We start from the raw sequence: 12,667 nt of genomic DNA, 5'->3' as shown, positions 1-12,667 counted from the left end.
GATAAGAAAAGCCTCCTTGCTTATTTTGGATGAACCATGTCTTCCGGTTTAATCCATTCATCAAATTGTTCCTCTGTTAAGTGACCTGATTGAATGGCTGCTTCTTTTAAAGTTAACCCTTCTTTATGCGCTTTTTTAGCAATAGAAGCTGCATTTTCATAGCCAATGTGTGGGTTTAATGCTGTGACGAGCATTAATGAGCGATTTAAATAGTCATCAATATGTTCCTCAATCGGTTCAATACCAACAGCACAGTTTTTGTTAAATGTATTCATAGCATCAGCAAGTAAATCAATCGATTGTAACGTATTATGCAGAATAACAGGTTTAAACACATTTAATTCAAAGTTACCTTGAGAACTTGAAATACCTACAACCGTATCATTTCCCATCACTTGAACGGCAACCATCGTTAACATTTCACATTGCGTTGGATTAACTTTACCTGGCATAATTGAAGAACCTGGTTCATTTTCTGGAATCTTAATTTCGGCTAAACCTGCGCGTGGCCCCGACGCTAACCAACGAATATCGTTCGCAATTTTCATTAAGTCTCCTGCTAACGCTTTTAAAGATCCGTGTAATTGAACGACTTCATCATGTGCTGTTAATGCATGGAATTTATTTTCTGAAGAGACAAATGGATAACCTGTATTTTCTGAAATGTAATGTGCAACTTTATCACCAAATTCAGGATGCGCATTGATACCTGTCCCTACAGCTGTGCCTCCAATAGCTAAGTTTAAAATATGTTTTTTAGAATCCGCTAACAACGATTCACACACGTCTAGCATATAACGCCAACCACTGATTTCTTGTCCTAACGTAATAGGTGTTGCATCTTGAAGGTGTGTACGACCAATTTTAATAATGTCTTTATATGCCGTTTCTTTTTCATGAAATGTATCGCGTAATCCTTTAAGGGCTGGCTCTAATTTAGATTCAATTTCGTGATATAGTGCGACATGCATCGCCGTTGGAAAAGTATCATTAGAACTTTGAGATTTGTTTACATCATCATTTGGATGAATATGTTCGTCGCTTCCTTTAGATTTTAAATAGTCATTCGCAACGTAACTTACGACTTCATTTACATTCATATTACTTTGAGTACCGCTTCCTGTTTGCCAAACAACAAGAGGGAAATGTTCATCTAATCCCCCATTTAAAATGCGGTCACATGCATGAACAATAGCTTCTTTTTTAGCATCGCTTAATTTGCCGAGTTCGTGATTTGCTAATGCTGCACCACGTTTGAGTTGTGCAAACCCATATATGACCTCAATGGGCATTTTTTCTTTACCTACTGGAAAATTTTGTTTACTACGTTGTGTTTGTGCACCCCAGTATTTTTCTGCAGGTACTTCAATTTCGCCGAATGTATCGTGTTCAATTCTTACTGACATATTGATTCGCTCCCCTTTATGAAATATGTATCTTCAATTAAATTATAGCATTAAACAAAAAGTAGGTTCAATTGCCCATCTATGAGAATATAAAAAAGATGAAAGCGCTTTTGAACTTTCATCTTTTGAGATCAATCTATTCTTTTAGTTATTTTCAGTTGAAAATTTGTATTTTACAGCTTGAACAACTGCTATAGCTGAAACAATATATAGAATAACTCCTAGTGCTAAAGTCACAGGACTCATCGCAATCAATACGCCTAAAAACCCTGTGAGTGTTGTATAAAAATCATTTAAGTATACAAATAAAACCGCCGTGATTGCTAAACAGCATATTACGCTAATGATAATCCCTTTTTGGTTATTATGTATAAATACGCGGGCATGCACTTTTTCTTCTAATAATCCCTCAGATAAATTCATTTGCATTTGAACGACTTTAAACAACACAGGCAAATAGAGGGTTCCTAAAGCGAGCGGAAATCCTTTAATCGATAGTAAATTGATTAATGTAGAAAAAATGAGCAAGGGCCCCCAATAACGATGAAGTTTCATATTTTGACACCTTTCATTTAAGTCACAGTTTATTTCATTTTAATGCATACACATAAATAAGACAATGACATAAGAACATCTTACGTCATTGCCTTTAGATTATTCTTCAGTTTTATCTGAACGAATAGATGCGTCATGTGTTTGGTTCTCTTTTTCTTCGTCATTCGCTTCAGAAATTTGTTCCATTTCTTTCCCTAAACTGACAAGATCATCAAAATCATCGACCATTTCGTTTTCATGTTCGATATGTTTTTCTTCTGTCATAATGGCACCCCTATTCTTTATGCATATAGAGAAGTGAAATATTCTCTGACATCAGCTGGCAAACCTTGAGCTGCAGCTTCGTCTAAAATGACATTCACCATACGGTGCGTTTTTAAGCTTGATGGAATAAAGCTTGTATTACCATTATCTTCATATAACTTTTTAATAACATCAGCTTTATCATGTCCTGTCACAATGACAAAAATTTCACGCGCAGGTTTTAAACCATTGTTCACTGGTACTCCGAATTCACCATTCTGATTAATAGAAACAACTTGTAGTGTCAATTTGCCTTTATTATCTTTTGTTTTCGCTTTATGTTCGATAAATTTTTCAACATCGTCATCTTCTGGAATTTCATGAATTTGTTTTTCTGGTACACCTAACGCTTTAAAATATGATGTTTGCTTGTCATAATCTAGCACATGAATTTGACTAAAATCTACGGCATGATTATCTACATTGCGTTTTAAATAGTCTAATACTGGTGCTTCTTCACCACTCAAATGAAATCCAGCAATTGTCGTAGGATTATTGTTAAATTGTTTTCTGATGATATCTGCTGCATAAATTGCTGCAGTATCTTTGTCTTTAAAAACTTTAAAGTTCATTGCCATATTCGTACACTCCTCTATTTATGCATTCTTGTCTTTAACATTATTAACTACATACCCCATCTTGATTGTTTTTAAAACATTGATCTCTTGATCCAAAATAACGATATCCGCATGCTTGCCCTCTCGCAAACTGCCTTTTTGATGGAGAATGTTTAATGCTTTAGCTTGATTATAACTTGTTACACGCCATAAATCTTCTAAAGAACGTCCCGTGAATTGAATTAAATTTTTCAAACCCACATTCATTTTCAAAATACTCCCTGCCAATGACCCATTTTTTAATCGAGCTTCATGATTGGCGACAGTCACATTTTGTCCTCCTAAATCATAAGTTCCCTCACCTAATCCTTTAGCGCGCATCGCATCTGTAATTAAATACATACGTGTCGTTTCCTTCATCTTAAAAGCAATATCTACTGATGCGGGATGAGAGTGAATCCCATCTGCAATCAGTTCACAATGTAAAAATGGGTTCGTCCATGCCGCTCCAAATACACCTGGATTACGATGTGTAAATGGCGTACCAGCATTGTATAAATGAGTGACATGTCTAGCACCTAACGTCACCGCTTCATTTACTTCATCAAAAGTTGCAACCGTATGGCCAATTGAAAAAATAATTTGATCACTTAGATTTCGAATAACGTCTAAGGCCCCTGAAACTTCCGGGGCAATAGTGACAATTTTGATGAGTCCTTGTGCTGCTTGTTGATAAGCTTTCAATTGCTCTAAAGTTGGAGGTTGCACAAATTTAGGGTTTTGGGCGCCCACTTTATGTTCTGAAATGAAAGGACCTTCTAAATGCACCCCGAGTATTTCTGCTTCACGTGGCGATTGATTGGGTTGATAATGTGCAATAGTTTGTAGCGCATTAGTAATGGCTTCATTGGATTGCGTCATTGTAGTTGGCAAATAACTCGTTGTGCCTTCTGATAATAGTTGCTCAGATAAATGTTTCAAGCCATGCGTCTTGGCATCCATCGCATCTTCACCATATCCCCCATGAATATGGATATCAATAAACCCAGGTAAAATATGACTGTTCGGAACGTTAATCGTTTCTAAATGGCCCTGATAAGGCATATGACCAATATGTGAAATATATCCCTCTTTGATGATGATATGTCCATTCTCAATTTTGCCATCTTCAGTATAAATGGTACCGCCTTGAATAACATATTCTGTCATAATATCGCCCCTAAAATTTACTGTAAATTAGGATAACCCTGTTGTCTTAACGCTTCATAAATTAAAATTGCAGCTGTGTTCGATAAGTTTAAGGCACGAACTTTATCAGTCATTGGGATACGTAACGCAGTATTTTGATAAGTATCTTTTACCCAATCAGGTAGTCCTGTCGTTTCTTTCCCAAAAATAAAGTAATGGTTTTTAGTTGCATCTGAAAAATCTTGAGAGGTATGATTTTTTGACCCAAATTTCGTAAGTAGATAATATTCACCCTCTGTAGCTTCGAAAAATTCTTCGATACTATCATGGTAGGTAATATTAACAAATTTCCAGTAATCTAACCCGGCACGGCGAAGCATTTTATCATCTGTACTGAAACCTAATGGGCGAATTAAATGCAAATGGGTGTCTGTCGCCGCACATGTTCGTGCAATATTTCCTGTATTTGCGGGTATTTCCGGTTGATATAGTACTACGTGTATCGTCATTTTGTTTGTCTCCTCATTTCTAAACCTTTTAACATTTCATTTTGAACCTCTTCTAGTTCATCGTCATAATGCGACATAATATACTCTTTAGCATCCACACCTAAAATTTGACCAATTGCCCAATACGCTGTCCCTCTAATCATGGGTCGGGGATCATTTTCTGCAACTTGTTTTAATTCTGGGATCGCAGAAACTTCATTAAAGTGAGCTAATGCAATAATAGCGTTTCTCTGTATAGGTTTCTTGCCACGCCAAGCCCCTGCTAAGTGACCATATGTGTTTTTAAATTCTTTATTTGTCATTTGTAATAATGGAATAAGTCTTGGTTTTAATATTTCAGGTTCTAAAATAATATCCTCTTGTTCAGTATTTATTCCTCTATTTTTAGGGCAAACTTGTTGGCAAGTATCGCATCCATAAAGACGATTCCCTATTTTATAGCGATATTCATCTTTTAAATAGCCTTTAGTTTGTGTTAAAAAACTAATACACTTTTGACTATTAAGTTGACCATCACCGACTAATGCTCCTGTTGGACAACGATCGACACAAATGGTACATGTGCCACAACTATCCATAATCTGTTCATCAGGTGGAAATGGAATGTTAATTAACATCTCACCAAGATATGACCATGTGCCTAGCTTCGGATTGATTACAAAACCATTGCGTCCTGTAAAACCGAGTCCTGCACGTTCAGCGACAGCACGATCAGATAAAACCCCCGTATCTACCATAGACATCATTTCTGCTTCTGGTACTTTTGAGGAAATAAATGTCGCCAAATCATCAAGGCGTCGACGCATAATCGTATGATAGTCTTGTCCCCAAGAAGCGCGCGCAAACATTCCACGACGATCACCACGAACGCTTTTAGGTGCATTTTTAAGTTTATTCGGATAACCTACTGCAATCGCAATGATGGATTGTGCAGAAGCCATCGATAATTTAGGTTCGGTTCTTAATTGAATATCAGATTCCTCAAATCCTGAGGCATAGCCATTTTCGTGATAGTCGATTAACTTATTTTTCAATTCATCAAAAGGGTCAGCCGTCGTAAAACCGATATCATCGATGCCAATTTGTTGTGCATAATCAATGATTTCTTGTTTTAATGTTTTAATATCCAATATTTTCACCTCTCAAAACCACTCTACCATTTTAACATAATTCTAAATAACCCTTTCAAAAATTTGTCGAATATCTGTTTGAAAAATCTCTCTTATTTAGAGAAATTTAAATAATAATGACGATAAAAAATTGTCATGATCACCGTAATTCTGTGAAGTACCTCATTTATTGGCTGAAGTTAAAAAGCGTAGAATAGCAATAATCTATGATTTGCTACTCTACGCTCTTTTATATAAAGGTCGTATTAATAAAAAATACGGTTAATCACATGAATAAATGTACTTTTTTACATGACCCGTTTTAAAAAGCTTTGCGTTCTTTGATGTTGAGGATGTTCAAAAATCGCTTCCGGTTTCCCTTCTTCAACAACGTTGCCATCAGCCATAAAAATTACACGGTCACTCACATTTTTGGCAAATTCCATTTCGTGCGTCACTACCACCATTGTCATACCTTCTTTCGCCAAATCCTTCATAACAGTAAGTACTTCACCTACAACCTCTGGATCAAGTGCTGATGTTGGCTCATCAAAAAGCATCACTTTCGGATTCATTGCTAACGCTCGAGCAATGGCAACCCGTTGTTTTTGACCACCAGAAAGTTGATTAGGGTAAGCGTTTGCTCTATCTTTTAACCCCACTCTATCTAGTAAAGTCAAAGCTTGGTCATTCAACGTTTGTTTATGACCTTTTTTTAACAAACTAGGTGCTAAAATAATATTATCAATTACTTTTTTATGAGGAAATAAATTGAAATTTTGAAAAACCATGCCCATATCTTGGCGAAGTTGATCGACTTTCGTACTTTTTTCTGTTAAATCTTTTCCTTCAAATATAACTTGACCCTTAGTGGGTTGTTCTAATAAGTTCATGCAACGTAATAATGTACTTTTTCCGCTTCCGGAAGGTCCAATAATTGCGACAACTTCTCCTTGTTGAATATTCAAATCAATTCCTTTGAGTACGTCATGTTCTCCAAACGATTTATAGAGTTTATTAATTTTAATCACTGATTTTCATTCTCCCTTCAAAGACATTCATAATTCTTGATAAAGTGAATGTCAAAATGAAATACAATATCGCCGCAACCAATAACGGTGTAAACGGATCAAATGAAGCACCTTGAACAACTTGTGCGTTGAACATAATTTCACTAACCCCGATAACAGAAATAATGGATGATTCTTTTATCACCGTGACAAATTCATTGCCTAACGCCGGAAGAATATTATTGATTGCTTGAGGCATGATGACATTTTTCATTGTTTGACTATAATTCAATCCTAAACTACGCGCCGCTTCCATTTGACCCTTATCTACAGCATTAATACCCGCACGTATAATTTCAGCGATATATGCGGTACAGTTTATGACTAACGCAATAGCACCACATATAAATGCAGAAATATCTAAGCCTAAAACGGCTGTTGTTCCAAAATAAACTAAAAATACTTGAACAAGTAAAGGCGTCCCTCTTATAAATTCAATATACGCAGCTGCTAACCATTTTAATGGTTTAATTCGGCTAATTTTCATTAAAGCAAACATCGCTCCAAACACTGCGCCAAAGACGACACCAATAATTGAAATTAAAATGGTATTTTTCAAACCTGTTAAAAAGAAACTGCCATATTTTGTGAAAAAGTTTCCTTCATCTTTCATCGCATTTGCGGCTTTTTCTTCATAATCTTTAATCAAGTTTTGATCATCAACTTCTTTTATCGTTTGATTGACCTTATTTAACAACTCTGGTGAATTTTTAGGTACGGCAATTGCGGTATATTTTTTCTCATCCGCAAAAGACGCTTTAGAAAAAGTAAGTTCTTTGTTTTGTTTTAAATAAGCATTTCCAACTGCACTATCTAATACTATTGCATCTAATTTATTACTTTTTAATGAGAGGATTACTTCGGGTACACGCGTTAATGACTGAACATCAGCATCCTGTATTTCCGTACGCGCAAGTTCTTCTTGTGTCGTTTGTTTTTGTGCACCTATCTTTTTCCCTTTTAAATCATCTAATGTTTGATATTTATTTTCATCCTTTTTACGGATAATTATTTTTTGATCAACAGCCATATAAGAATTAGAAAAGTCGACTTCTTTTTTTCTTTCATCAGTTGGCGTCATTCCAGAAATAATAACATCAATTTTTCCTGTTTTTAAAGCCCCTAATAAACTATCAAATTGCATATTCACGATTTTTAATTTAACACCGTGATCTTTAGCAATTTTTTTAGCCAGTTCAATATCAATTCCAGCATATTCACGTTGTCCGTTGACTGTTCTTTCAAATTCCATCGGAGCATAATCAGCTGATAAACCTACTCTTAATTCTCCTCTTTCTTTAATTTTATCCCATTGATCAGTGGATGCAGCTTTTGCTAGTGAAACAGAAATATTTGAAAACAAAATTACTGCAATCATAAAAATGGCTAGACACTTTCCCCAAAAATTCATAACGTAACCTCCCTCTTAATAATATTCATTATTATACATATACATGAAATTTTATGCAATAGTATTTTAAAAAGAAAAGACGAAGCTCATAAGCTACGTCTTTTCTGTATAATTCATATAAAAATTTTCTTATTGCTTTGGAATGTCAAAACGGTAAATATCATCCGAATACCCTGGTATTACCTTTTTACAAACTTGATGAACCACAAACCCTAAAGTAAAAGGAATGACTAAGTAACCAAAAATAAGTAAAATGATGTTCATGATTGGGTCACCATTCATTCTCGAAAATGCATTGAGTGGTCCTACTAAACCTGTATAGCCAAAACCGGCAGACATCGGTGTCCCTTTAATACCTATTAAATAAGTTAATGTGCCAGCAATTGCGCCATTAATCGCAAGTGGAACCATTATAATAGGATGCTTCAAGTACACAGGAATCATCATTTTAGCAGCACCAATAATAAGTACGATATTCACTCCGATTTTGTTAACACCGAGTGAGCCAAAGATGAACGTGACACAAGCTGCAACGATTCCCATATTCCCTGCGCCACTCCCTAACCCTTCTAAAGAAATTGCAGTTGCAATAGCAACCAATGAGATTGGCGTCACCATGAGTAAAGCAAAAGTCATAGAAATCAATATACTCATCACTAGTGGATTTAACTCCGTAAATGACTCAACCATTGAACCTAAAGCCTGTGTCACTTTTCTCACATGTGGTAGTAATAATAAACCTATCATGCCAGATACTACCGGAATAACGGCAGGTAAAATAATCATTTCCAATGATCCAAATTTATCTTTGAGTAGAATAAACAAAAAACACGCGAGCGTTACCACAATAATCACATTAATGATGTCACCAATACCTTGCAACAGGATTTGTCCATTTTTAAATTGAATAGCGCCAGAGCCTAACATTGCTGAGACCCCCGTGATGACCACTCCAGGACCCGAGAATTTAAACGCATTCGCAGCTAAAGCACCAATGATAAAAGCCATGAAAGATTGAATAACCACCACAAGTTGATACATAAGTTCAAGCGTGGGTTGACCTTCTTTAAAAAACTTTAAAAACTCTCCCAGTAACGCATTAGGAAGCAATGCAATAACAACACCTGCTCCTACCGCATTTAGTATGTTTGAAAAAAATTGCTTTTTTGATTGTTTAATATTTGGCAATGTTTGCCCCTCCTAAAAACTAATATGTATATCATAATACATTCTAAGAGAAGTCACAATCCGTTATTTGTGAATTACTTTCTTTAATATTCTGCTCTTTTAATAACGTATTTAAATAAGCAATTCGATTTTGAGAAACATGCGTTTTCATCGATATTTGTTTATGGCTCAATTTGGGTCTCACTTGCAATAATTCAAAAATATAATCCTTTAAATCATTACTAATATTGCAATGCTTATCTACAAAATCGACTTGACTATTAAAATTGCGCATACAATGTAAACACTTAAATGCCGGCTTTTTTAATACTAAAACTGTAGGTAATATAGGCTCTGACTTGAGTTTGATTTTTACAGTTTGATATTTATACAGCTTAAACATTTTAGAATTTTGGTTAGTACAATATGGACATTCATTTGGTTTGAAACGATAGATTCCCTCAATGGTTTTTGACGTTTCATAGTTTGTATTTAGATGGTAAAAACAGCCTGTCACTTCAATATTCGATACATCAATTTGATGTTGACTTAATAACTTTTCTAACATAAGACGCCTCATTCTATATCATTTTTTTCATTATATACTGTTATTTAAATAAAATACTAGTCAATATGTATCCAATATATGTAAAAATCGTTCTCTCATGAATTCAACATAAATTGCGATGACACGCCTCTTATTACGGATTTTCTCACACCGAGTATCATATGATCTTTTAAACAGAATTAGCCTACTTTCCGTGATGTTAAAGATAAGGAAGTCGTGACGATAACCTATAGTGATGTATGTGCTAAATATTGTACTAAAACAAAATAACGGCTAGTGAACAACTCACCAACCGTTAAAAGTATAGAATCTAAAAAACGTACTAAGCAACAAAACCTTGCCACTTAGCACGTTTTATCTTCACCAACCGACGTTGACAAAGAGCCCAAAAAAGCCGCAAATCAATGCGACTTTTACAAGCATATATACCGGTGGTCGGGGTCGAACCGACACGTCTGTGAAGACACGGGATTTTGAGTCCCGCGCGTCTGCCAATTCCGCCACACCGGCAAGGTACAAAAAAACTCCCATATTTGGAAGCAAACTTTGGAGCGGAAGATAGGATTTACACCTATACCTCTTTCCGGGAAGGAAAGTGTTCTAAAAGTTGAACTACTCCCGCATATGTAGAATAATAAAATAATTTGGAGCGGAAGATAGGATTTGCACCTATACCTCTTTCCGGGAAGGAAAGTGTTCTAAGAGTTGAACTACTCCCGCATGTCGTAAAACAATAAAATAATTTTGGAGCGGAAGACAGGATTTACACCTGTACCTCTTTCCGGGAAGGAAAGTGTTCTAAAAGTTGAACTACTCCCGCATGTCGTAAAATGGAGGCGGCAACCGGATTTGAACCGGTGAATAGAGGTTTTGCAGACCTCGGCCTTACCACTTGGCTATGCCGCCAAAAGGAACTGGGCTAGCTGGATTCGAACCAGCGAGTGACGGAGTCAAAGTCCGTTGCCTTACCGCTTGGCTATAGCCCATTAATTTTAAATAAAGGGCGGTTGATGGGAATCGAACCCACGAATGTCGGAACCACAATCCGATGCGTTAACCACTTCGCCACAACCGCCATGGCAGGGGCAGTAGGAATCGAACCCACATCAAAGGTTTTGGAGACCTCTATTCTACCGTTGAACTATGCCCCTATTAAGATGGTGGAGGGGGGCAGATTCGAACTGCCGAACCCGAAGGAGCGGATTTACAGTCCGCCGCGTTTAGCCACTTCGCTACCCCTCCGATAATGGTGCCGGCCAGAGGACTTGAACCCCCAACCTACTGATTACAAGTCAGTTGCTCTACCAATTGAGCTAGGCCGGCAAAAACCATAAAAATGGTGGTTCAGGACGGAATCGAACCGCCGACACAAGGATTTTCAGTCCTTTGCTCTACCGACTGAGCTACTGAACCATATTAAGAATGGCGGTCCCGACGGGAATCGAACCCGCGATCTCCTGCGTGACAGGCAGGCGTGTTAAACCGCTCCACTACGGGACCTAAATAAAATATTGCGGGAGGCGGATTTGAACCACCGACCTTCGGGTTATGAGCCCGACGAGCTACCGAACTGCTCCATCCCGCGTTAATAGAAATTTAAAAATGGCGGAGGAAGAGGGATTCGAACCCCCGCGGGCCGTTAAGCCCCTGTCGGTTTTCAAGACCGATCCCTTCAGCCGGACTTGGGTATTCCTCCAAAATTATATGGACCTTGCAGGACTCGAACCTGCGACCGAACGGTTATGAGCCGTTAGCTCTAACCAACTGAGCTAAAGGTCCGAATAATAATTTCTATCAACTATAATAGTGGCGGCGGAGGGGATCGAACCCCCGACCTCACGGGTATGAACCGTACGCTCTAGCCAGCTGAGCTACGCCGCCTTAAAAAGTTGGTAAATATTTAATTAAAAATGGTGGAGACTAGCGGGATCGAACCGCTGACCTCCTGCGTGCAAAGCAGGCGCTCTCCCAGCTGAGCTAAGCCCCCATTAAAGGTATTTTATAAGAAGTCGGGAAGACAGGATTTGAACCTGCGACCCCTTGGTCCCAAACCAAGTGCTCTACCAAGCTGAGCTACTTCCCGTAATGCTATGGTAGCGCGCCCGATAGGAGTCGAACCCATAACCTTTTGATCCGTAGTCAAACGCTCTATCCAATTGAGCTACGGGCGCATATTTAATAATGGTGCCGAGGACCGGAATCGAACCGGTACGGTGATCTCTCACCGCAGGATTTTAAGTCCTGTGCGTCTGCCAGTTCCGCCACCCCGGCAAAATAATGGAGCAGAAGACGGGATTCGAACCCGCGACCCCAACCTTGGCAAGGTTGTATTCTACCGCTGAACTACTTCTGCTTTATGCGGGTGAAGGGAGTCGAACCCCCACGCCGTAAGGCGCTAGATCCTAAGTCTAGTGCGTCTGCCAATTCCGCCACACCCGCTTGAATGGTGAGCCATAGAGGATTCGAACCTCTGACCCTCTGATTAAAAGTCAGATGCTCTACCAACTGAGCTAATGGCTCTTAGATGGTGCCGGCCAGAGGACTTGAACCCCCAACCTACTGATTACAAGTCAGTTGCTCTACCAATTGAGCTAGGCCGGCTATTAAAATGGTGGAGAATGACGGGTTCGAACCGCCGACCCTCTGCTTGTAAGGCAGATGCTCTCCCAGCTGAGCTAATTCTCCGATTTATTATGCTTGGCAACGTCCTACTCTCGCGGAACGTAAGTCCGACTACCATCGGCGCTAAAGAGCTTAACTTCTGTGTTCGGCATGGGAACAGGTGTGACCTCTTTGCTATTGTCACCAAACAATTTTTTTACTT

The 12,667-nt window shown here is 38.1% G+C and carries 11 protein-coding genes, 25 tRNA genes and 1 rRNA gene; all 37 read right to left on the bottom strand.

Annotated elements, in window-relative coordinates; all coding sequences use genetic code 11:
- Positions 1–20: 20 nt before the first annotated feature.
- Positions 21–1,406 carry a class II fumarate hydratase gene (fumC, locus tag G8Y84_RS01480; RefSeq protein WP_165806071.1) on the bottom strand — a complete coding sequence of 462 codons (1,386 nt, stop codon included), beginning with the start codon at positions 1,404–1,406 and terminating at the stop codon, positions 21–23.
- A gap of 144 nt (positions 1,407–1,550) precedes the next feature.
- The gene (locus G8Y84_RS01475; RefSeq protein WP_105963531.1) at positions 1,551–1,961 is read right to left on the bottom strand and encodes a hypothetical protein; all 411 of its coding nucleotides are present in this window, start codon (positions 1,959–1,961) and stop codon (positions 1,551–1,553) included.
- Between the two features lie 99 nt (positions 1,962–2,060).
- Positions 2,061–2,225: an SAS053 family DNA gyrase inhibitor gene (locus tag G8Y84_RS01470; RefSeq protein ID WP_157946077.1), complete on the bottom strand. Its 165-nt coding sequence runs from the start codon at positions 2,223–2,225 to the stop codon at positions 2,061–2,063.
- A 17-nt stretch (positions 2,226–2,242) separates the two neighbouring features.
- A complete protein-coding gene (locus G8Y84_RS01465; RefSeq protein WP_037577237.1) occupies positions 2,243–2,842 on the bottom strand; it encodes a 6-phosphogluconolactonase in 600 nt (199 codons plus the stop codon).
- 18 nt (positions 2,843–2,860) lie between these two features.
- On the bottom strand, positions 2,861–4,030 hold the full coding sequence (nagA, locus tag G8Y84_RS01460; protein WP_107372125.1) for an N-acetylglucosamine-6-phosphate deacetylase: 1,170 nt from the start codon (positions 4,028–4,030) through the stop codon (positions 2,861–2,863).
- 17 nt (positions 4,031–4,047) lie between these two features.
- A complete protein-coding gene (gene trmL / locus G8Y84_RS01455) occupies positions 4,048–4,518 on the bottom strand; it encodes a tRNA (uridine(34)/cytosine(34)/5-carboxymethylaminomethyluridine(34)-2'-O)-methyltransferase TrmL (RefSeq protein WP_037577242.1) in 471 nt (156 codons plus the stop codon).
- Positions 4,515–5,648 carry a tRNA epoxyqueuosine(34) reductase QueG gene (gene queG / locus G8Y84_RS01450; RefSeq protein ID WP_037577244.1) on the bottom strand — a complete coding sequence of 378 codons (1,134 nt, stop codon included), beginning with the start codon at positions 5,646–5,648 and terminating at the stop codon, positions 4,515–4,517. Before queG ends, trmL begins: the two co-directional genes overlap by 4 nt.
- A 287-nt stretch (positions 5,649–5,935) precedes the next feature.
- Positions 5,936–6,658, bottom strand: coding sequence for an amino acid ABC transporter ATP-binding protein (locus G8Y84_RS01445; protein ID WP_037577247.1), 723 nt, complete (start codon positions 6,656–6,658; stop codon positions 5,936–5,938).
- Entirely contained in the window at positions 6,651–8,108 is a 1,458-nt protein-coding gene (locus G8Y84_RS01440; protein ID WP_107367489.1) for an ABC transporter substrate-binding protein/permease, read from the bottom strand. Before G8Y84_RS01440 ends, G8Y84_RS01445 begins: the two co-directional genes overlap by 8 nt.
- Before the next feature lie 129 nt (positions 8,109–8,237).
- A complete protein-coding gene (locus tag G8Y84_RS01435; protein ID WP_037577252.1) occupies positions 8,238–9,296 on the bottom strand; it encodes a PTS sugar transporter subunit IIC in 1,059 nt (352 codons plus the stop codon).
- Positions 9,297–9,339: 43 nt separating this feature from the next.
- Positions 9,340–9,843, bottom strand: coding sequence for a hypothetical protein (locus G8Y84_RS01430; RefSeq protein WP_103159615.1), 504 nt, complete (start codon positions 9,841–9,843; stop codon positions 9,340–9,342).
- 426 nt (positions 9,844–10,269) lie between these two features.
- Positions 10,270–10,353 (bottom strand) — tRNA-Leu (locus tag G8Y84_RS01425).
- Positions 10,354–10,390: 37 nt separating this feature from the next.
- A tRNA-Gly gene (locus tag G8Y84_RS01420) sits at positions 10,391–10,465 on the bottom strand.
- A gap of 23 nt (positions 10,466–10,488) precedes the next feature.
- A tRNA-Gly gene (locus G8Y84_RS01415) sits at positions 10,489–10,563 on the bottom strand.
- Positions 10,564–10,588: 25 nt separating this feature from the next.
- Positions 10,589–10,663 (bottom strand) — tRNA-Gly (locus G8Y84_RS01410).
- A gap of 11 nt (positions 10,664–10,674) precedes the next feature.
- Positions 10,675–10,749, bottom strand: a tRNA-Cys gene (locus G8Y84_RS01405).
- A gap of 8 nt (positions 10,750–10,757) precedes the next feature.
- Positions 10,758–10,829 (bottom strand) — tRNA-Gln (locus tag G8Y84_RS01400).
- Between the two features lie 16 nt (positions 10,830–10,845).
- A tRNA-His gene (locus tag G8Y84_RS01395) sits at positions 10,846–10,918 on the bottom strand.
- Positions 10,919–10,920: 2 nt separating this feature from the next.
- Positions 10,921–10,994, bottom strand: a tRNA-Trp gene (locus G8Y84_RS01390).
- 7 nt (positions 10,995–11,001) lie between these two features.
- A tRNA-Tyr gene (locus G8Y84_RS01385) sits at positions 11,002–11,085 on the bottom strand.
- Positions 11,086–11,090: 5 nt separating this feature from the next.
- Positions 11,091–11,166: transfer RNA gene (locus tag G8Y84_RS01380), tRNA-Thr, on the bottom strand.
- A gap of 14 nt (positions 11,167–11,180) precedes the next feature.
- Positions 11,181–11,256, bottom strand: a tRNA-Phe gene (locus G8Y84_RS01375).
- 10 nt (positions 11,257–11,266) lie between these two features.
- A tRNA-Asp gene (locus G8Y84_RS01370) sits at positions 11,267–11,343 on the bottom strand.
- An 11-nt stretch (positions 11,344–11,354) separates the two neighbouring features.
- Positions 11,355–11,428: transfer RNA gene (locus G8Y84_RS01365), tRNA-Met, on the bottom strand.
- Positions 11,429–11,446: 18 nt separating this feature from the next.
- Positions 11,447–11,539, bottom strand: a tRNA-Ser gene (locus G8Y84_RS01360).
- 9 nt (positions 11,540–11,548) lie between these two features.
- Positions 11,549–11,622, bottom strand: a tRNA-Ile gene (locus G8Y84_RS01355).
- Positions 11,623–11,650: 28 nt separating this feature from the next.
- Positions 11,651–11,724, bottom strand: a tRNA-Met gene (locus G8Y84_RS01350).
- Between the two features lie 30 nt (positions 11,725–11,754).
- Positions 11,755–11,830, bottom strand: a tRNA-Ala gene (locus G8Y84_RS01345).
- Between the two features lie 22 nt (positions 11,831–11,852).
- Positions 11,853–11,926, bottom strand: a tRNA-Pro gene (locus G8Y84_RS01340).
- Positions 11,927–11,940: 14 nt separating this feature from the next.
- Positions 11,941–12,014, bottom strand: a tRNA-Arg gene (locus G8Y84_RS01335).
- A gap of 11 nt (positions 12,015–12,025) precedes the next feature.
- A tRNA-Leu gene (locus G8Y84_RS01330) sits at positions 12,026–12,114 on the bottom strand.
- A gap of 7 nt (positions 12,115–12,121) precedes the next feature.
- A tRNA-Gly gene (locus G8Y84_RS01325) sits at positions 12,122–12,196 on the bottom strand.
- Between the two features lie 4 nt (positions 12,197–12,200).
- Positions 12,201–12,282 (bottom strand) — tRNA-Leu (locus G8Y84_RS01320).
- Positions 12,283–12,287: 5 nt separating this feature from the next.
- Positions 12,288–12,363: transfer RNA gene (locus tag G8Y84_RS01315), tRNA-Lys, on the bottom strand.
- A 5-nt stretch (positions 12,364–12,368) separates the two neighbouring features.
- A tRNA-Thr gene (locus G8Y84_RS01310) sits at positions 12,369–12,444 on the bottom strand.
- A gap of 8 nt (positions 12,445–12,452) precedes the next feature.
- A tRNA-Val gene (locus tag G8Y84_RS01305) sits at positions 12,453–12,528 on the bottom strand.
- A gap of 10 nt (positions 12,529–12,538) precedes the next feature.
- A 5S ribosomal RNA gene (gene rrf / locus G8Y84_RS01300) occupies positions 12,539–12,653 on the bottom strand.
- Between the last annotated feature and the right edge of the window lie 14 nt (positions 12,654–12,667).

Source organism: Staphylococcus sp. 11511212 (assembly GCF_011394755.1).
Taxonomy (GTDB): Bacteria; Bacillota; Bacilli; order Staphylococcales; family Staphylococcaceae; genus Staphylococcus; species Staphylococcus chromogenes.
The sequence above is the reverse complement of the archived record's forward strand: the minus strand, read 5'-3'. Positions and strand labels throughout refer to the sequence as shown.

What these genes read in the sequence shown, in the direction of transcription:
- G8Y84_RS01465 (WP_037577237.1), bottom strand. Translation starts at nt 2,842, where the DNA reads ATGGCAATGAACTTTAAAGTTTTTAAAGACAAAGATACTGCAGCAATT.
- G8Y84_RS01430 (WP_103159615.1), bottom strand. Translation starts at nt 9,843, where the DNA reads ATGTTAGAAAAGTTATTAAGTCAACATCAAATTGATGTATCGAATATT.
- G8Y84_RS01475 (WP_105963531.1), bottom strand. Translation starts at nt 1,961, where the DNA reads ATGAAACTTCATCGTTATTGGGGGCCCTTGCTCATTTTTTCTACATTA.
- G8Y84_RS01440 (WP_107367489.1), bottom strand. Translation starts at nt 8,108, where the DNA reads ATGAATTTTTGGGGAAAGTGTCTAGCCATTTTTATGATTGCAGTAATT.
- G8Y84_RS01470 (WP_157946077.1), bottom strand. Translation starts at nt 2,225, where the DNA reads ATGACAGAAGAAAAACATATCGAACATGAAAACGAAATGGTCGATGAT.
- nagA (WP_107372125.1), bottom strand. Translation starts at nt 4,030, where the DNA reads ATGACAGAATATGTTATTCAAGGCGGTACCATTTATACTGAAGATGGC.
- fumC (WP_165806071.1), bottom strand. Translation starts at nt 1,406, where the DNA reads ATGTCAGTAAGAATTGAACACGATACATTCGGCGAAATTGAAGTACCT.
- trmL (WP_037577242.1), bottom strand. Translation starts at nt 4,518, where the DNA reads ATGACGATACACGTAGTACTATATCAACCGGAAATACCCGCAAATACA.